This is a genomic window from Duganella rivi (genome assembly GCF_009857435.1).
In the GTDB taxonomy this organism is placed as follows: domain Bacteria; phylum Pseudomonadota; class Gammaproteobacteria; order Burkholderiales; family Burkholderiaceae_D; genus Rugamonas; species Rugamonas rivi.
The window spans coordinates 402,535-421,057 of record NZ_WWCK01000004.1 but is presented as its reverse complement, the minus strand read 5'-3'; the positions used below and the strand labels follow the sequence as shown (position 1 = coordinate 421,057).

General features: G+C 61.2%; 17 protein-coding genes. 10 read left to right on the top strand and 7 right to left on the bottom strand.

What is annotated here, in order from left to right; translation table 11 throughout:
• The first annotated feature begins 11 nt into the window (after positions 1 to 11).
• Genes pstB through phoR form a run of 4 tightly spaced genes read left to right on the top strand, consistent with a single transcriptional unit; the run spans position 12 to position 3,589 of the window.
• Positions 12 to 815, top strand: coding sequence for a phosphate ABC transporter ATP-binding protein PstB (gene pstB / locus GTP45_RS14390; RefSeq protein WP_229258464.1), 804 nt, complete (start codon positions 12 to 14; stop codon positions 813 to 815).
• Positions 816 to 851: 36 nt separating this feature from the next.
• Positions 852 to 1,562: a phosphate signaling complex protein PhoU gene (phoU, locus tag GTP45_RS14385; protein ID WP_161014557.1), complete on the top strand. Its 711-nt coding sequence runs from the start codon at positions 852 to 854 to the stop codon at positions 1,560 to 1,562.
• 13 nt (positions 1,563 to 1,575) lie between these two features.
• Complete coding sequence (phoB, locus tag GTP45_RS14380) at positions 1,576 to 2,268, top strand: phosphate regulon transcriptional regulator PhoB (RefSeq protein ID WP_161009957.1); 693 nt, start codon at positions 1,576 to 1,578, stop codon at positions 2,266 to 2,268.
• 7 nt (positions 2,269 to 2,275) lie between these two features.
• Positions 2,276 to 3,589: a phosphate regulon sensor histidine kinase PhoR gene (phoR, locus tag GTP45_RS14375; protein ID WP_161014556.1), complete on the top strand. Its 1,314-nt coding sequence runs from the start codon at positions 2,276 to 2,278 to the stop codon at positions 3,587 to 3,589.
• Between the two features lie 8 nt (positions 3,590 to 3,597).
• On the opposite strand, the gene GTP45_RS14370 is transcribed toward phoR, so the two are convergent.
• Both GTP45_RS14370 and GTP45_RS14365 read right to left on the bottom strand, forming a co-directional pair.
• Positions 3,598 to 4,263, bottom strand: coding sequence for a flagellar brake protein (locus GTP45_RS14370; RefSeq protein WP_229258463.1), 666 nt, complete (start codon positions 4,261 to 4,263; stop codon positions 3,598 to 3,600).
• A 227-nt stretch (positions 4,264 to 4,490) separates the two neighbouring features.
• Positions 4,491 to 7,454 carry a sensor histidine kinase gene (locus GTP45_RS14365; protein WP_161014554.1) on the bottom strand — a complete coding sequence of 988 codons (2,964 nt, stop codon included), beginning with the start codon at positions 7,452 to 7,454 and terminating at the stop codon, positions 4,491 to 4,493.
• A gap of 151 nt (positions 7,455 to 7,605) precedes the next feature.
• Here GTP45_RS14365 and GTP45_RS14360 point away from each other — a divergent pair, with 151 nt between their 5' ends.
• The 4 genes from GTP45_RS14360 to GTP45_RS14345 all read left to right on the top strand — a co-directional run bounded on the left by GTP45_RS14360 (position 7,606) and on the right by GTP45_RS14345 (position 10,226).
• Positions 7,606 to 7,995 carry a hypothetical protein gene (locus GTP45_RS14360; RefSeq protein ID WP_161014553.1) on the top strand — a complete coding sequence of 130 codons (390 nt, stop codon included), beginning with the start codon at positions 7,606 to 7,608 and terminating at the stop codon, positions 7,993 to 7,995.
• On the top strand, positions 7,992 to 8,525 hold the full coding sequence (locus GTP45_RS14355; RefSeq protein WP_161014552.1) for a hypothetical protein: 534 nt from the start codon (positions 7,992 to 7,994) through the stop codon (positions 8,523 to 8,525). Before GTP45_RS14360 ends, GTP45_RS14355 begins: the two co-directional genes overlap by 4 nt.
• 194 nt (positions 8,526 to 8,719) lie before the next feature.
• A complete protein-coding gene (locus GTP45_RS14350; protein WP_217363358.1) occupies positions 8,720 to 9,130 on the top strand; it encodes a hypothetical protein in 411 nt (136 codons plus the stop codon).
• 214 nt (positions 9,131 to 9,344) lie between these two features.
• Positions 9,345 to 10,226 (top strand): hypothetical protein, encoded by an 882-nt coding sequence (locus GTP45_RS14345; protein WP_161014550.1) that lies wholly within the window; start codon positions 9,345 to 9,347, stop codon positions 10,224 to 10,226.
• 2 nt (positions 10,227 to 10,228) lie between these two features.
• On the opposite strand, the gene GTP45_RS14340 is transcribed toward GTP45_RS14345, so the two are convergent.
• Together GTP45_RS14340 and GTP45_RS14335 are read right to left on the bottom strand one after the other, a co-directional pair.
• Positions 10,229 to 12,115: an AI-2E family transporter gene (locus GTP45_RS14340; RefSeq protein ID WP_229258462.1), complete on the bottom strand. Its 1,887-nt coding sequence runs from the start codon at positions 12,113 to 12,115 to the stop codon at positions 10,229 to 10,231.
• Between the two features lie 45 nt (positions 12,116 to 12,160).
• On the bottom strand, positions 12,161 to 12,946 hold the full coding sequence (locus GTP45_RS14335) for a MipA/OmpV family protein (protein WP_161014549.1): 786 nt from the start codon (positions 12,944 to 12,946) through the stop codon (positions 12,161 to 12,163).
• A gap of 146 nt (positions 12,947 to 13,092) precedes the next feature.
• On the opposite strand from GTP45_RS14335, the gene GTP45_RS14330 reads away from it, so the two are divergent.
• Positions 13,093 to 13,755, top strand: coding sequence for a glutathione S-transferase family protein (locus GTP45_RS14330; protein WP_161014548.1), 663 nt, complete (start codon positions 13,093 to 13,095; stop codon positions 13,753 to 13,755).
• Here the strand turns inward: GTP45_RS14330 and GTP45_RS14325 are convergent.
• Together GTP45_RS14325 and GTP45_RS14320 are read right to left on the bottom strand one after the other, a co-directional pair.
• Positions 13,752 to 14,243, bottom strand: a complete 492-nt coding sequence (locus tag GTP45_RS14325; RefSeq protein ID WP_161014547.1) for a phasin family protein — start codon at positions 14,241 to 14,243, stop codon at positions 13,752 to 13,754. The two genes, GTP45_RS14330 and GTP45_RS14325, sit on opposite strands and share 4 nt — an antisense overlap.
• Before the next feature lie 136 nt (positions 14,244 to 14,379).
• A complete protein-coding gene (locus GTP45_RS14320) occupies positions 14,380 to 15,690 on the bottom strand; it encodes a M24 family metallopeptidase (protein WP_161014546.1) in 1,311 nt (436 codons plus the stop codon).
• 79 nt (positions 15,691 to 15,769) lie between these two features.
• Between GTP45_RS14320 and GTP45_RS14315 the strand changes: the two genes are divergently transcribed.
• On the top strand, positions 15,770 to 16,558 hold the full coding sequence (locus GTP45_RS14315) for an alpha/beta fold hydrolase (RefSeq protein ID WP_229258461.1): 789 nt from the start codon (positions 15,770 to 15,772) through the stop codon (positions 16,556 to 16,558).
• Between the two features lie 178 nt (positions 16,559 to 16,736).
• Here the strand turns inward: GTP45_RS14315 and GTP45_RS14310 are convergent, their stop codons facing one another.
• Positions 16,737 to 18,521: an MFS transporter gene (locus GTP45_RS14310; RefSeq protein WP_229258460.1), complete on the bottom strand. Its 1,785-nt coding sequence runs from the start codon at positions 18,519 to 18,521 to the stop codon at positions 16,737 to 16,739.
• Positions 18,522 to 18,523 lie beyond the last annotated feature (2 nt).

The window sequence follows — 18,523 nt, the reverse complement described above, 5'->3', positions numbered from 1 at the left end:
GAATCCATACAATGAATACGCAACTGAACCAGGAAAACGTCGTCGCCATGAACCAAGGCAAGCGCAAGACCATTGAAATTTCGGGCCTGAACTTCTTCTACGGTAAAACCCAGAGCCTGCACAACGTCAGCCTCGACATCCACGAGAAGCAAGTGACCGCCTTCATCGGCCCGTCGGGCTGCGGCAAGTCGACCCTGCTGCGTACCCTGAACCGCATGTACGATCTGTACCCAGGCCAGCGCGCCGAAGGTTCGATCATGTACCGCGGCCGTAACATCCTCGAAGGCGGCCAGGACTTGAACATGCTGCGCGCCAAGGTCGGCATGGTGTTCCAGAAGCCGACCCCGTTCCCGATGTCGATCTACGACAACATCGCGTTTGGCGTGCGCCTGTACGAAGACCTGTCGAAAGGCGAGATGGACGAGCGCGTGGAATGGGCGCTGAAAAAAGCCGCGCTGTGGACTGAAGTCAAAGACAAGCTGAGCAAGAGCGGCCTGTCGCTGTCGGGCGGCCAGCAGCAGCGCCTGTGCATCGCGCGCGGCGTGGCGGTCAAGCCTGACGTGCTGCTGCTGGACGAGCCGACCTCGGCGCTGGACCCGATCTCGACCTCGAAAGTGGAAGAACTGATCAGCGAACTGAAGCAGGACTACACCATCGCCATCGTGACCCACAACATGCAGCAGGCAGCCCGTTGCTCGGACTACACCGCCTATATGTACCTGGGCGAGCTGGTGGAATTCGGCGAGACCGATCAGATCTTCATGAATCCAGCGCGCAAAGAAACGCAGGATTACATCACCGGCCGTTTCGGCTGATCAACCTTATAATACGCATTCAAATTGGAGAGCAGCATGATCGGTGAGCATTCATCCAAGCAGTACGACAACGAACTCGAATCCATCCGCAGCAAAGTGCTGCTGATGGGCGGCATCGTCGAGACCCAGTTCCTCGACGCCATGACTTGCTTCCGTATCGGTAATTCCGAGCGCGCCGAGCGCGTGATGCGTGAAGACGACGCCGTCAACCAGCTGGAAGTGCAGCTGGACGACGCCTGCAGCCACTTGATCGTGCGCCGCCAGCCGGCCGCCAACGACCTGCGCACCATCATGGCGACCATCAAGGTCATCACCGATCTGGAACGCATCGGCGACGAAGCCACCAAGATTGCCCGTACCGCCAAGCAGCTGCACGCACGTGGCGCCGTGACCGTCAACCACTACGAGATGGTGCGCGGCATCGCCAACAACACCAGCGACATGCTGCACGATGCGCTGGACGCGTTTGCCCGCAACGACGGCAAGCAAGCGCTGCAACTGATCGCGCAAGACGCCGTGATCGACCACGAATTCCGCTCGATCATGCGCAACCTGATCACCTTCATGATGGAAGACCCGCGCACCATCTCGGCCGCGCTGGATACCCTGTGGGTGGCCAAAGCCATCGAGCGCATTGGCGACCACGCCAAGAACATCGCTGAATACGTGATCTACGTGGTCGAAGGCAAAGACATTCGCCACACCAAGACCCACGTGCTGGAAGAACAGCCTGAGCAAGCTGAGTAAATCTAAAAAATAAATGGCATCTGATAAAACCACCGTATTGATTGTTGAAGACGAACCGGCGATTGTCGAGCTGGTGACGTTTTCGCTGCGCGAAGCAGGCTGGAACTGCTGCAACGTGCAAAGCGCGGGTGAGGCCTGGGACTTCATCCAGACCAAGACCCCGCAACTGATTTTGCTCGACTGGATGCTGCCGGATTCGACCGGCATCCGCCTGCTGTCGCGCATCCGCTCTGATCGCCAGTTCAACGACATCCCGGTGATCATGCTGACGGCCAAGAGCATGGAAGAGGACAAGCTGGCCGGCCTCAACACCGGCGCCGACGACTACGTCACCAAGCCGTTCTCGCCGCGCGAGCTGCTGGCGCGCGCCAAGGCGCTGCTGCGCCGCAAGGCGCCGGAACACGCGCAATCGACCATGCGCGCGGCCAACATCATGCTCGATCCGGTGAGCTGCACGGTGTCGATGGACGACCAGAAAATCGACATCGGCCACGCCGAATACAAGCTGCTGAAATTCCTGCTGGCGCACCCGGAACGCGTGTTCTCGCGCAGCCAGCTGCTGGACAAAGTGTGGGGCGATCACGTGGTGATCGAAGAACGTACGGTCGACGTGCACGTGCTGCGCCTGCGCAAGGCCTTGAAAGAGGCCGAGCACCTGATCAAAACCGTGCGTAGTGTAGGCTACATGCTGTCGGAAAAAAGCTGAGTTTTAAATGAATCCAAAACTGGTGTTCTGGGTGCCTGCCGCACTGCGCACCGCCGTCATCCTGGCGGCATGTGCGCTCGGCGGCTGGATGTTTGGCTGGGTCAACGGGCTGATCTTGGCCTTGATCGCCATGATCGCGCTGGTGTTCACGCAACTTTCCTACCTCTACCAGCTCAGCAACTGGATGGACGATCCGCAAAGCGCCAAGCTGCCGGATGGCTGGGGCGAATGGACCAACATTTTCTCGCGCCTGTACCGCATGCGCCGCGAGGACGAAAAAAACCAGACCGAACTGACCGAGTGGCTGGCGCGCTTCCGCCAGGCCATGCACTTGCTGCCGGACGGCGTGGCCATCATGGACGACGTGCTATTCCTTGAATGGTGCAATCCGGCCGCCGAGCAGCACCTGGGCCTGAGCAATGACCGTGACAAGGGCATGCGCGTGACCAACCTGGTGCGCAACCCGGACTTCATGGACTACATCATCCTCGGCCGCTACGAGCAGCCGCTGACGATCAGTTTCCGCGAGCGCAAGCTGATTGTGCACATCATCCCGTTTGAAAACCGCCGCCAGATTCTGGTCACGCACGATGCGACCGAGACCGAGCGCATCGAGGAAATGCGCCGCGACTTTATCGCCAACGCCTCGCACGAACTGCGCACGCCGCTGACCGTGATTGTCGGTTTCCTGGAGATCGCCGCGCAAGAAGGCCTGGATGCCGCGACCCGCGCCGCGCACCTGAAGCTGATGACGGAGCAGGGCCACCGCATGCAGCATCTGATCGAGGACATGCTGACCCTGTCGCGCCTGGAGTCGGTGGATTACCCGATGCGCCCCGATCCGGTGGATGTCGGCAAGCTGATGGATCAGCTGCTGCGCGAAGCGCGCGCGCTGTCGGCCGGCAAGCACGAAATCACCATGGAAGTGAATGGCCCGGACGTGGTCGGCTCCTACGAAGAACTGCACAGCGCGTTTGGCAACCTGGCCTCGAACGCGGTGCGCTATACGCCGGCCGGCGGCAAGATCCACTTGATCTGGAAAGAGTACGATGGCGGCGTCAAGTTCATGGTCGAAGATACCGGCATCGGCATCAGCCCGGAACACATCTCGCGCCTGACCGAGCGTTTCTACCGCGTCGACAAGAGCCGCTCGCGCGAAACGCAGGGCACCGGGCTGGGGCTGGCCATCGTCAAGCACGTGCTGCTGCGCCACGGCAGCACCTTGCAGATCAAATCGGAAGCAGGCAAGGGCAGTACCTTCATCGTCTGCATCCCCAAGACCGCCATCGTGGCCCAACAGCCGGAGCTGCTGCTCAACTAAAGCGTAGGCTAAGGATTCTTGATCTGATCGAGCACCGTCTTGATTTTGCTGGTCGCTTCCGGCGTCAGCTGGGTGAACATGCAGCCAAGATGGAGCTGTTCGCCAGCCAGGAATGAACGGAAGGCGCGGGTGTAGCGGATTTCCATTTCCGCGACCTCGATGGTGATTTCCCCCATTTCCAGCACCACATCGTGCAGTTTGCGCCCTTTGATCAAACCCTTGGCACGGGCTTTCGAGCAGTGCATGCCGAGTCCGCCGTCGGAAATATCGTAGACCGGCAACTCATGGAAGTTGGTTTCGCTCACGGCGAATGCGGCCGTGCAAGTGATGCCCAGCGGCGTTTCCAGCCGTTCCGTGGTGCGCCGGTTCAGCACGGTGCAGGTTTCCGGGAACACCATCGGGATGTGCAGCGGCTGGCCGGGCAGCGGGTCCCAGTCGTCCTTGGACAGGCGGAATTGCAGCTTGGCCGAGCGCAGGGTGGTGACAAACGTGATCTTACCGGAGGGCAGCGTGGCGCCCTCGTTCAACTCCATCACAAAATGCGGCAATTCGGGATCGACCGACAGGATGCGGCCGAGGATAGGCTCGCGGCTGCCTGGGGCGTACATCGAAATGGCGTCGCCATGTTCGGCCAGCAGGGTCAGCGCATCACCGATTTCGTCCTCGGTGGCCATGTCAAAAGAGTTATCTGGCTGCGCCGTAAAGGGGGCTATCGCGTCTTGCGGACGCGGCGGCCCTTTTCGGCTCAGGGTGGAATGTGGTTCATGAAGCGTCATAGTGATGTATGTGTTTTAGACGTTGTTTGGGTCTCCTACTATTTCATCATAGACGAATTTTTCCAAATGGCAACCTATTTCGCCTGACGGGAAACTGCCGTTGTCAAGGTAATAAAGTGGCAGGGCTAGCGGTAGGCAAGCGCTGCAGGCACGGTCAGCACCACGCTGGTGCCGGCGCCGGGCCCGCCGATGATGGCCAGCTCGGCGCCGATGCCGGCAGCGCGCTCGCGCATCCCGTCCAGCCCCCAATGGCGCTCGCGGTGGCCGGCGCTGCGCACCTCGTCGGGCAAGCCGCGTCCGTTATCGCGCACCTCCAGTGCCAGGCTCTCCTCGCCGTAGCCCAGTAGCACGGTCACCGCCGTGCCGCCGGCGTGGCGCAGCGCGTTGTTGACCGCTTCGCGGGTAATGGCAAACAGCTCATCCTGCACGTTGGCCCGCAGCGCGCGGCGCTTGCCTTGTTCCCGCAGCAAGAAGGCCACGCCATGCTGGGCGGCGGCGACGCTGCCCGCCGCTTCCAGCGCCGTGGCCAGGTCACCGCGGCAGGCGTGGTTGACGCGCAAGTCCATCAGTTGCTCGCGGCCTTCCTCGGCCACCGCGTCGGCGGCGTCCAGCGCCTCGTCGATCCGCTGATGGATGGCATCGTCCTGCGGCAGTCCCGCCTTGATATTATGGAAACGCAGGCTCAGGCTGTGCACGCTTTGCAGGAAAGTGTCGTGCAGCGCGCGGGCGATACGTTCGCGCTCATCGAGCCGGGTGCGCATGCGGTCGATTACGCGCGCCGTGATCTGCGCCATGCGCCACCGGTACAGCCTATACAGCGCACTGGCCAGCAGCGCCGCGCAGGCGAGCTTGAACCAGCTAGCCTGATAAAACGCCGGCGCGATGCTGAAGTGCAGGCTGGCCGGGGCGGCGCTCCACAGCCCATCCTCATTGGCGGCCATCACCTCGAAGCGGTAGTCGCCGGGGCCGAGGTTGGTGTAGGCGGCCTGGCGCAACGCGCCGGCGTCGCGCCAGGCGTGGTCTTGCCCAATCAGCCGGGTGCGGAAGCGCGCCCGCTCGGGCACCGACAGCACGGCGGCGGTGAAGTCGATTGCCAGGCTCTGGGTATGCTGGGGCAGGGCGATGCCTGTGCCGGCGCGGTAGTGCTGGCGGTCGGTGCGCAGCCCGGTGATCAGGGGCGTGGGCGGCACCGGGTTGCGCGGTGCGGTCTGGCGCGGATCGATGGCGCCGACGCTGCTGGAGGTGGCATACCACAGGCGGCCGTCGCTGGCCTCGACCAGCGTGTTGAGCGGGATCACCTGCGCCACCGCGCCGGCGTAGCCGTCCAGATAACCAAAATGCTCGGCGGCCACCAGGCCAGTGCCGCCGCGCCGGACGGTCGCTAGTTCGGCGGCCCTGATGCGCACCAGTCCATCCTGTCCGTGCAGCCACAGTTCGCCCTGCGCCGTTTCCACGATGCCGGAGACGCCGGCCAGTGGCTGGCCGTTGCTGTCGTTGAGGGTGACGAAGCGGCCATTGTGGAAGCACGCCACGCCCTGGTCGCCGCCGATCCACAGCGTGCCGCGTCGGCTGAACATGGTCAGTACGTTGCCGACCTGCAGGCCGTCGGCGGCGCTGAAGCGGCGAATCTGGCCACGCTCGAGCATGGCCATGGTGTTGCCGCTGTAGCCGAACCAGATACGGCCCTGCGCGTCGGTATGGAGCGCGCTGGCGCTCGGTTCGGCCAGCTTGGCATGGCCACCGCCGGCCTGCCACGCGCCGTCCTTGAACGTGTGCACGCCACGGTGCATGACCGAGACCCACAGCCGGCCGTCGCCGCCCATGGTGATCGCCTGCACCGGTTGCTGTATCAGCTCGGGCGGTAGCGGCCAGCGCTGCGTCTCGCCATCGCGCCGCTTCCAGACCCAGTGGACATTGCCGAACCACAGCGTGCCATCGGCCGCCAGCGTGCCGGCGGTGGCCGACGGCATATCGCTGGCGATGCGCCGTCCATCGCTGGCGATGGCGAAGGTGGGCGGCGAGATCGGGTCGAGCGAGGAGTGGCTATTGATCCAGACTTCGCCGTCGGGGCCGGCAGTGATGCTGAAATCGGTGCTGCCGGGTGGCATCTCCTGCACCGCCAGCCGGTTTTCGCGGATACGGTCGATACCGTTCTCGGTGATGAACCACAGATTGCCCTCGCGGTCGTCGAGCGGCGGCCGGAACACCCGCACGGCGCTGAAATGCTGCGGCGCCAGGAACTGCTGTTGCAGTTGGAAGTCCGGGGTGTACAGGCGCATGCCGTTCCCTGGCCCCACCCACCACGCGTTGCGGCGGTCCGCGTGTACGCTGTAGGGCATGCTGACGCCGGCTGGCAGGCGCAGCGGGGCCGAGGTTTCCGTGGCCGGGTCGAACAGTTGCAAGGGGTAGCCGAATTTAAACACCAGCACCTTGCCGTTGGCGGTCAGCTGGCTGCGCTGCATGCTGCCAAACTCGCCGACCTTGCGGAAACGGTGCGTGCCGGGCACGCTGCGGTACAGGCCGGCGTGGTGGGTGACCAGCAGGCTGCCGTCGTGCAGCACATTGAGCGTGGCTTGATCGCCGGCCGGCAAGCCGTCGGCCGGCTGTACCCGCCGCCAGCGCTCGCCATCGAGCCTATAAATGCCGGCCGGCGAGGAGAACCATTGCGTGCCATCGGCAGTTTTGCCGAACTGTAGGATGGCGCTGGACGGAATTCCGTCCGCCTCGCGGTAGTGGCGCACAGCGCCATGCTTGAACACGCTGATGCCGCCGTGGGCGTAGCCCAGCCACAGCGCATCGTCGAACAGGCCCAGTGCGAACACATTCGGCGACAGCAGCGGCTGGCCGCCGATTTCGTCCACCCGTTCGAAGCGCACGCCGTCAAAGCGGAACAGGCCGTTGGAAGCGCCGAACCACAGCATGCCGGTCTGGTCCTGCAGCATCGCGCTGGGATTGGAGGGAGCGCCATCCTGCTTGGTCCAGGCCCGATGCGACAGGCTGGCGCTCCAAGGGGGCAGAGGTTCGACGGCGGCGGCGGTGGCTGCCGCCATCGACAAAATGAGCAATAACGGCGCCCGGAAATCGGTCATGCGGGAGAGATGGTTAAAAAACAATAGCCTATATCATTCGCTCCGGTGGCTCAATGCCTCGATAGAGGAGTACGCCGGCATCGGTGACAATTAGCGTACTTTTCAAATGAGCAAGATGTTATTCTGATTAATATTAATGCCGCGAGGATTTATGAAGAGAATTTTGCTTGTTTTACTGTTCATTGGCACCATGGTTGGTGCAGAGGCCCAGCAGCCGGAAGGATCTACCTCATTTGAAATCACCGTCCAGAATGCGCCCTTGCGCGAGTCAACTGTAGTGACGATCCCAATGTACGGGGAATCTCAAAGTATTGGCTTAGGCGGTTTGACGGTCGAAGTAAGCGCGCCTGATGGGAGCGATGGGCCATCGGTGGTGAAATTATTCTCGGCGAACAAGCAGAAGCCTGAGCTGCTACATACTGCACGCATCGACAATCCGCGTGCACTCCCGGCTAAAATTGCATACACAGTGTGCGGCAAGGTGGTGACGTTTCAATCGCCAGCGCCGGCCAAACTTGTAGAATGCGCGAGCACGCCGTGAAGACTTTCATTTTGGCGCTTGCCTTACCCGGCATCGTCGCCGCTCAAGGCTCAGCCGCTGTCGATGAATCATTTGTGCGCGGACGTGCAGCATATTCGCCTGCGATGACCCAATCGCTATTGAAGAAGGTCGAAGCATATTGTGCGAGCGCGGACAAATCTGCGCGCGACAACCTGACTGCTGCCGTTGCGGCTTGGCAGAAACGTCATGCCGACCTCCTGCTGGAGAACATACGCGTGCGAGGTGAACTTCTGGACGAGGTCAATGCGCTGACGGCTCCTCAAGGTCTTAAGGCTGAACTTGATAACATGCTCAACAAACAGGTTCCGTCCCAGGTTGAGGCCGATTACAAGAAGCTAATTCCGCCGGACACTTCAAAAGGCTGGGCCACCAAGGCATTCGTTTGCGGTGCTAACGCAGGAATGATCGAGCAAGGCCAGTTTGATCTGGATCGACTCGATCCACAAGTGGCGGACTACCTACGCAGACGAATCGCGCCGCCCGGAAGCAGCGGCGTGGCAACGCCCTAAGCAATGCTGACCGAAGCTGCTGGCAGCGCTTGAGTTGAGGTCAAAGCGCACCCAGTGCCATAAAAGGAACCAAAAAGCCTTCACGTAGGGGCTGGTCTGGCAAAGATTACGGAATTGGGCTCACGCTCATTGGAAATTGGAGAACAGGTTTGCAACCGAAGCTAAGGTTTACGAAAATCTGGCAGGATGAGGACATGGTAGAGCTTCGTGTTGAAGCATGCGATGGCACATCGATGTTTTCGAATAAGGTGTACGTTGGCCATCACAGCCTACGAGAGACTGTTATTGACCTGCATAGATTCAAGGATCATATATACGGCGGCCTGTATGATTTGCGTTTCGGCGAATTTGGCCCTGAATATGGTTCGGGAGCGTTGAGTGCCCGGTTGCATTTCCATGACCGTGGCAAGCTCTTAGTTTCAATCGCCATGCAATCCGAGTACTCAGATTTCGGGAAGAAGAACGTCGCCAGTGAGGCCAACCTTTTTTTGATTTCCGAGCCTGCTCTATTGGATAATTTTATCCAATCGTTGCGCGCAGTTAGCGAAGGGCATCAAAATGATGCGCAGTTGGATGGCATTGACTCACCGTGGACTTGGGATTGATTCACGGTGCCATAGATTGTTCACAGAAATCAAAATGCCGATTTAGGCAAACACGCAAGGACGCCACTCCACACTGCCGAGCAACCCGCTTTTTGATGACGCCAGGACGTGACCGGCCCCTCACGACTGCTGCAACCAGTATCCCAGAATTTTGAAAGGATCATCCCTAGTGAACGGACGGCCCCCTATCGCACCACCTTACTGGACACAAAGCTTGGAGGAATTTTTGGGCGTCAGCGCGATCAGAAATGACGGCTTTCATCCGATGCTCAACAGTTCGGTAGCGACGAGGCCAAAACTCAGCAACGGGCTGCAAATAGATCGAACCACGAAGATAAGGCATCCGATTCTCGACGCGGACTTTTACCTTTGTCCGATAACCAGATCTGGGGAGCCTGGATTCATTTTGTACCACGATGAGAATGGAACAATCGTAGAAGCGGGAATGTTCCGCCACTTCTTATCGGATTGCAGCACATTCACCTACATCAAAGACAGTTTTCTGGGGCGAGGCCTCGGCGCCAAATTGGTAGCCGCTTCCATCGCTATCGAGACGGTGGAAAACAGGGTAGTTGCCAATCAGCCAGGCTCGTTTACTGCGAAGGGCTTGGAAACCAAAATAAAAGCATTCGGACACCTCATTGACTATGCGCTCTCACAGGAATCGACCCAGGGAATCGTCGTGGCTCAGGAAGCGATCGATACAAGAAATTGGGAAATTCCGGTGGTTACGCCAGGCTCATTCGATGAAGCGCTCTATCGATCGATCTTAGAGCCGCTGGGGGCGCGCACTCCAACCCCTCAACAAATAGCAGGGTGCCTAATTTTCTATTTTGCCGGCGCCGTAGCGTATGAGTTCACCAGGCCGGGACTGAAGACGCATTACGTACACATCCCCCCAAACATCTGGATTCATGGAGATAGAAAATTCAGTTCCGAATTGGCGTTGAAGGAGGCACTTGCCCCCGGAGCCGTAGTGAACACCACATCACTGATAATTCCGCACGAAACATTGTGTTGTGAGCCAGGGTTTGACAGGCAATTTGTGAACAAACTTGTCGCCCGGTCGCGCCCTGGTCGAACTGGCCGATCCTGATGTCACAAGGTTGCGCGGCCTTTCATCGCTAGCTGGCAGCGATGCACGGCATCGTCGTAGGAGCGGGAGACATGATCGGCGGTTGGGAAGACGCAGGTTTTGAGGTCGGCGTTTTCGAACGGGCTTGGCAGCAGCAGCGCGAATTGTTTGCAGTGGGGGAGATCCTTGCGCATGCGTTCCAAGGCTTGCGTCATCAGTTCGCAATCCTGCAGCGGGTTGACGCTGACCAGGCACACGATCGCCACCAGCTCCGGCGTTGCCTCCGGTGGCGTTGGTTTGTCGAGGTCTTCGTAGCTCATGCTGCGGGCGTCGATTTTTTGCTCGCGCAGGATGCGGACGAGGATTTCGGTTGCCAGTTCCGCGTAGGCCGAGCCAAGGCCAATACTCAGCACCAAGCTACCGGCCGGCACGTCGAACGAACCTTGCCATTCACCGGTATCGGAAATGCGCCGCTCGCGCAGTTGACGGCCAATGCCGCCGCCCGTCAACACGCTGCTGCGCTTGCGCTTTTTCCACCACTTCGGATTTCCGCTCAGCGCCTCAATCACGGCGATGATGGAGGAGGTGACTTTCTCTTCCTCATCCGGCGTAATCGCGCGGTCTTTCAAATCAAAATTCGCCAGATGCAGCGCCGGCAGCAGTACGCCGTCGCAGTACTCGGCCAGCGATTTGTGCTGCATGTAGCGCTTGGCGCTGCTGACGATTTCATGCGCGTCGCCCGACAGCGCGCGCTGGTAGAAGTTCTGCGGCATGGTCAGCGCCGGCAGTTCGCCGAACATAATCTCCAGCACTTTCAAGGCGCGGATGTAGCGCCCAGCCACCACCAGGCACAAGGTCAGCGGCGTCGACAGCACCAAGCCCACCGGCCCCCAAATCCAGCTCCAGAATATCGCCGATACCACCACCGACAGCGGCGACATGCCCGTGGTATGTCCATACAGCTTGGGCTCGATGGTTTGCGCAACAATGATCTCGACCGCAAGGAACAAGCCCAGCGTCATCAAGGCCAGTGACCAGCCCGGATCAACGGCCGCCGCCAGCAAGGTTGCGCAAAACGCCGCCATCCACACGCCAACGTAGGGAATAAAGCGCAGCACCGCCGTCATGGTGCCCCACAACAGCGCTTGCCCCAGACCCAGCAAGCTCAAGCCCAGCCACACGGCCAGACCCGTCGCAATGTTCACCAGGAATTGCGAAATGAAGAAACGCGACAGCCTCTCGCCCGCGTCATTCACGGCAATGGTGGTAGCGCGCAAATCGCCGCCACCGGCCAGCCGGATGAAGCGGTCGCGCAGGGACTCGTGCTCCAGCAGCACAAAGATCAGCACCACGAACACAATGCCGGCCGTCTCCAACGGCGGCCACACCGATGCTGCCACCTTGCCCAGCAATTGGAACGGTTTCAAGGCCGGCTCGTGAATCTCCACCAGCACCGGCGTCTTTACGCTGCCATCAGCCAGCTGCACCGGCTGCGCGCCACCGGAAGAATTCTCGTTGGTGAAATGCTCGATCAACTGTCCCGCCGGCCCGCCGAGGCTGCCCAGGGTGCCGCGCGTCAGCTCGTCCAGCGTTTCGATCTTGCTGGCGATGGTGTCCTGATACTTGGGCAAACTCGCGCCCATGGCGCCCACCTGCTGCACGATCACCGCGCCGATGGCCAGTAGCGTTGCCGTTACCACCAGCACGCCGGTAATCACCGACGTGGTCTGCCCAAGCCCAAGATGGCGCAAGGCCCGCACGAACGGCGCAATCAGGAAGCTGAAGATAAACGCCAGCGTGATCGGAATCAGGACGTCGCGGCCGAAGTAGAGCAGGGCGAGCACGGTGGCAGTGCCAACAAGGCCGGCCACGGCACTCGGCAAGGTGCGGGAGGTGAGGGAATCAGACAACGGGTAACCTGTGATGAGTTTTCATCAATGATACCCCAAGCGCGCTTAGAACTTGTAGATCAGCGCGGTCATCACCATTGGCGTGGTTTTGCGCTTGGTGAGCGGACTGTCGGCCGCGTCGGTCATCAGGCGGCTGGCGCCCAGCGCGCTGCGCACCGACCAGTTACTGTCGATCACGTGGCTCCAGTTGACGCCCACATTTACGTTTTCAAAGCCGGCCTTGGCGGTGTACGGGCGATAGTTGGAATAGATGCTTTGGCGCTCCGTCACGCCGTAGTAGGTTTGCATGTGCTTCCTGTCGCCATAGGTCGCCGACATGCCCAAGCCGATCTGGTCGGTGGCATCGCTGTACAGCGGCGTGTTGGCCGACAGCGTGTAGGTGGCGCCGTACTCGCGGTGGTTGATGTTCTGCTTGGTGGTCAGACCCAAGCCGACTGAGCCCAATTGGTAGCCCACGCTCAGCACCGCTTGCGCCGAGCCCTTGATTTCGCCCATGCCTTTCAGCGCATCCGAGCCGGAGAAGTAGTTCTTCTTGTGGTCCTCGCGCCCGCCGTCGTAGCCCAGCGCGGCGCTCACTTTGAAATCGCCAACCTTGGTCTCGTAGCCGATGCCGCGCTGGGTGCTGAGGAATACGCCGTTGGCATAGGTCTTTTCGAGGAAGGGCAGCGGCAGCACGCGGCTCTTGTCGGCGCCGGCGTATTCCGGCATGTAGGCAAGGCCGATGCCGGCGACGAGGCTGTCGCTGGGCTGGGCCGGCCTGGCGTCTTCGGCAAAGCTCTTGTTACTGAAGGCGCAGAGGGCGAGGAGAGTCAGAGTGATAGCGTGGCGCATTTTTTAGGGTCCCGTTCAGTGGTCCGCCGGTGCGTGATTGCCCGGCTTTAGACGGACGGGAGTGTCCCAGTTAATACTGTCTGCCGCTATCATTGCCGCTGAAGTATCATGTGCTGAAATCTTTGGTATCGCATTCTGGAGCTGATATGTCCCTGACCCTGTATTACCACCCGCTGGCCTCGTTCTGTCACAAGGTGCTGATTGCGCTGTACGAGAACGGCACGCAGTTCGACAAGCGCATCATTAATCTGGGCGAGGAAGCGGATCGCGCCGAGCTGGAAGCCATCTGGCCGCTGTGCAAATTCCCCGTGTTGCGCGACCACACGCAGCGGCGCGACATCCCGGAAACCTCGATTATCATTGAATATTTAGACCGCCACTATCCCGGCGCGCAGCTGATGATTCCAGCCGATTGGGACGGCGCGCTGGATGTGCGCCTGTGGGATCGCTTTTTCGACAATTACGTGCAGGAGCCGATGCAAACCATCGTCAACGCGCACTTGACCGGCCTGAGCTGCGACCAGACCAAGGAGCGCACCAAGCTCAAGACGGCCTACAAGATGATCGAAAAGCGCATGGCGACGCGCAGCTGGATGTGCGGCGAGGCCTTTAGCCTGGCCGATTGCGCGGCGGCGCCGGCGTTGTTTTACGCCGCCACGCTGTTGCCCTTCCCGGAGGAATACCAGCACTTGCAGAGCTACTTCGAGCGCTTGATCAGCCGCCCTTCGGTGAAGCAAGTGCTGGATGAGTCCAAGCCGTATTTCTCCCTGTATCCTTTTGCCGCCGATATCCCGGAGCGTTTCCTCTAGCTCTTATTGCCTTCGCCCGCGCTCTGCATGGACTGCGGCTGTTGCAGCGCCTGATTTTGCTGGGCGATGGCGGCAAAGCGGCTGGCCTCGTCGGCCAGGTGCTTGTTGGCAGCCTGGCGTCCGGCGTCAGCCAGCTCGCTCGCGGTGCGCGCGGTTTGCGGCACGTGTTCCTGCGCGATCTGGTTGATGTCGGACTGGAATTCCGCTGCCACCTGCGTCAGCCGCTGGTGATACGCTTGCAGCTTCTGCAAAATCTCTCCTGGCTGCAAAGGCGCATTCTCGGCGCTGCGTTCCTCGGGCGAGGTCAGCAGCGCATAACGCAGCGCAGTGGTGGCGTCGTCCAGCGACTCGCGGCTGAATTGCGCATGCACGTCGGATAGCTGGCGCAGCGAGCGCAGTACCGATTGGCTGAGGTCAGTGTAATAGTCAATGCGGGCCTCCGCATGGTTACGGGCGGCGGTGGTCAGCGGTTCCACAAACGAGTTCATAAGCGTGCTCCTGTTGAGAGGGGCCAAAAAAAGAGAAGGGGGAGGGACGCTTTGGCCTGGCGTCTCCATCCCCCGTATCATCGCAAATGTCGTGCGCTTGTGGCACTACTGAGCCTGCTGGAACTATTTGTTTTCCCTATTCAACAGATGGGGCAGGCCGGGGCAGGAGGAACAGCGATTTCTGCCGGCCGTTGATGTAGCGGACGCCACTTTCATCAAAATAGGCATCCTCTTCCAGCATGATGCGCACCGGCTCTTTCCAGCCCGGGATGGCGGTCGCTGCGTTCAGTTCGATCGAGTAAGCGGTGCCATAGCGCAGCACGTCGTCGCCGGTGCCGGGCACGCCGCCTTGCATATCCCACATGCCGATGGCCGGGCCGGCCGCGTGGCCGTGGTAGCCGATCGGATGGGTGTAGATGGTGGCGTTGATGCCCTCGGCTTTCGCCTGTTGCAGCGACGCGGCCAGCACCTGGTTGCCGCTGCGGCCTTGCTTGAAGTGCGAGGTCAGGATGTCTTGCAGGCGGTTGGCGCTGGCGAAGGCTTTGCTCAACTCGGCCGGCGCCGCGGTTTCGCCCGGTTTCAGCACGTAAGCGTGTTCCTGGATGTCGGTGTTCAGGCGCAGGTAGGTAATGCCGATGTCGACGTGCAGCAGGTCGCCCGGCACGATCACGTCAGCGTTGGACAAGCCCTTGCCGGCGCGCTGGATTTCCACCGATGGATGGAACCAGGTGTCGTAGCCCAGGTCGCGGATTTTTTGGCGGAACCACCATACGACATCGTCAGCCGTGGTGATGCCCGGCGTGATCACGCGTTCGGAAAACCCTTCCTCGATAATCTTGTGGGTGGCGTTCACCAGTTGCGGGTAGATGTGCATCTCGCGCGCGGTGCGCGATTCCAGCCAGCGCACGGCCAGCGGCTCTGCCGAGACGACGCGTTTTTTCAGATCGGCGGGCAGGGCGGCCAGCAGTTCGGTGTACTCGGTGTGGTCGATGCCGTCCGCGTGCCCGAAGTGGGTCGAGGTGTTGAGCGCGATCTTGGCCGGATTGCGCTGCTTGATGATGTCCACCAGCGCGTCCCACTGGTTAGGGAATTTCTTCATGTCCCATGCGGCGGCGATGCTCTTGCCGACGTTGTAGCGCGCCACCGCCAGCCGTTCTACCTTGCCGGTCTTGGCGTCGCGGTAGAACACGAGCACTGTGCGGCGGCGGGCGTTCAGCCATTCTGCCGGCAGCATGGTTTTCAGGACGGGATCTTCGTTGTATTCGCGCGAGACCACCACCCACATATCGATGCCGGTTTGCGCCATGATGTTGGGCAGCAGGTTGTCGAAACGGTCAACCAGCAGCTCGTTGACCACGGTGGCTTGGTCGCGCACCGACAGCACTTGCGCGTGGATCGGGGCGGCTGCGGCCAGCAGCAGGGGGAGGGCGAGGAGGAATTTTTTCATCTCCTGATCTTGAGGCCGGATTTTGGCAATGTCAATCAACAATGTTTACAATGCCGGATGCACTAGCTAAGGAGAGATCATGGCAGCACCCTCGGTTTTTTATTTGCACGGCGGCCCGGCGCTCGGCCCGGTGTTTGAGCGCGCCCGCTACCCGGACGCGCATCACGTCCATTGGTGGCATCAGCCGCTGGCCAAGCCGTGCGCGGCGCGTCCCTACCTGGACTTGCTGGAAGCGGCGCTGGCCGAATTCCGCCGTGTGGCCGCCGAAGCGGGTGGGCCGCTGACCGTGATGGCCAGCTCGTTTGGCGCCCACCTTGCGGTGCATTTGGCGCGCCAGGCGCCGGAGCTGGTCAAGGACGTGGTGCTGCTGGCGCCGACCTTCAACCCGGAGGATGCGGCCCTGCGCCTGGCGCGCCGCGCATTCCGCGTCCATACCGACCATCCGCATGCGGGCAAACTGGCTACCGCGCTGGCGATGTACGAAGATGATCCGGGTCGTCCGCGTTTCTGGGACGTGTTTGGCGCGCTGTCCTTGCTGCCGGATGTCACGGAGCTGTACTTCGGCCCGAGCGCCGGCCCGGATGCGGCACGCTCGTTCGCCGAGTTGATCCAGCAGCCGGGCGCTTTCGATGGCCCGACCTCGGTGGCGACTTCGGATGATTTCTCGGCGCTCGATCACACGCCGGTGCAAAGCGCGTTCACCGGCCCGGTGGCGGTGCTGTTCGGCGCTTACGATCCGATGATCGACGCGGAAAAAGACCGCGCCGTGTGGGAAGCGATCTTCCCACAGGCGGCGTTCTTCAAAGTCGAAACGGGCCACTTCCCGCTGCTGGAATTGACGCTAGCGGAATGCTTGACGCCCGCTTAAATTTGGGGTGATGGGGTTGACGTTGCACGAGTTTTAAAAGCGCGCGGCACCAACCCAACCCGCACACCGCTGCGGCCAGGGTCTGACCCCGTACGGGGTCAGACCCTTTCGTTCGGGGTGCTTTTTAGGATCGTAATGAGGCGCAGCCGGTATTCATCGTGAGTACCCCGTTAAGATTTCAGCGGGCGAAGCGGGCTTCGATTTCTTCCAGCGTTTTGCCCTTGGTCTCGGGCAGCAGGAAGGCGGCGGTGAGGAAGTAGAGCAGGGTGCTGCCGGCCCACCAGAAGAACATGGTCGCGTAGCCGTACTGCCCCACGGTGGGCAGGAAGGTTGCGGCGATCATGGTCGAGACGAATTGGTTGATCAGCAGCGCGATGCTCATGCCGTTGGAACGGATGCGGGTTGGCATCAGCTCCGACAGCGCCAGCCAAACGCACACGCCTGGGCCAACCGCGAAGCCAGCCACGAACAGGCACATGGCCAGCGCCACTTGCCAGCCGTGCGAGGTTGACGGCACTGCGGCGATGTCGGCGCGCTCGATACGCAGCGGCGCGTTCAAGCCTTCTGCCGGATCGGCAAATGGATTCAGATGCAGCTTGCGGAAGAAGACGCCGATCACGCTATCGGCTTGCACGGTGTCTTCCCGGCTCAGGTGCAGCAGCGGCAGGGCTGCGTCGTCGCTGCGGCGGGTTTGCACGTTGGTGAACGGGCCGTAAGAATAGGCTACCGTCAATTGTACTGGGGCTTGTGCTGCATTGGCTGCGCCGAAGGATTGCAGTGTCGCGGCGTCCAGGCGCAGCGACAGGCTGTCGGACTGGATTTGGGCTTGCAGCATCGGGCGCACATCGCGCTGCTCAGCTTCGGCGCTGCGGAACAGCAGGCCGGCGGCCAGCAGCGCGGTGACGATGCAGCCGGTGCCCAGCATCAGCAGGAACTTGCGGCCCTTGCGGTCTACCAGCACCACGGCCACGATGGTCATCAGCGCGTTCAGGACTTTCAGGGCGACGTCGCCGGCGTTGGCGGTCGCGCCAGGCAAGCCGGCTTGATTCAGGATGTTGACCACGTAGGCCAGCACAGAGTTGATGCCGGTCGCCTGGTTCAGCGCGAGGATCAAACAGGCCAGCAGGAAGGGCAGCATGTAGCGGCGGCTGATCAGCGGATCGGCGGCGCGGCCCGTCACGGCGGCGTTGGCCGTGGAGGTGTCTGGCGCGAGGGCTTGCTGAATCTCGCGCAGTTCGGCTTCCGCTTCGTCAGCAGGGCGGGTGCGCAGCAGGGCGGTGCGTGCTTCCTCAATGCGGCCGCGGCGCGCCAGCCAGCGCGGCGACTCGGCCAGCAGCAGCGCGCCTAACGTGAAGATGAGGCCCGGCGTCAAACACCACCAGAAGATGCTGCGCCACGCATGATCCTTGGCCGCAAACACCGCAGCGGTGCGCTCGCTCTCGGCCAAATGCTGTGCAGCGGCGGTAGCGCTTTCCACCGAATTTGCCTGCATCAAACCAATCACCGCCGCCGCCACCAGACCAATCGTCAGCAGCAGCTGGAACAAGGCTGCACCGCGTCCGCGTTGACGCGCGTGCAGGCACTCGGCCAAGTACAGCGGCACAATCACGCCAATCAAGCCACCGCTCACGCCTTGCAGCAAGCGGCCCAGCAGCAGCGGAATATAACCATCAGCCAGCGCGATCAAGGGAATACTGAGCGTGAACAGCACGCCGGACAACACCATCGCCCAGCGGCGGCCGATCCAATCGGCCAGTGCACCGGCAAATAAAGAAGACAGCACGGAGCCAAGCAGCACCGCCGCTACGATAAAACTTAGTTGCTGCGCGCTCAAACGCCACGCCACCGACGCCGTCGATTCAAGATAAGGCAACGCACCCGCGATAATGCCAACGTCAATTCCGTAAAGCAGTCCACCCATCCCTGCAATGAACAATAAAAATCCCATGGCGCGTGCTTGCATCG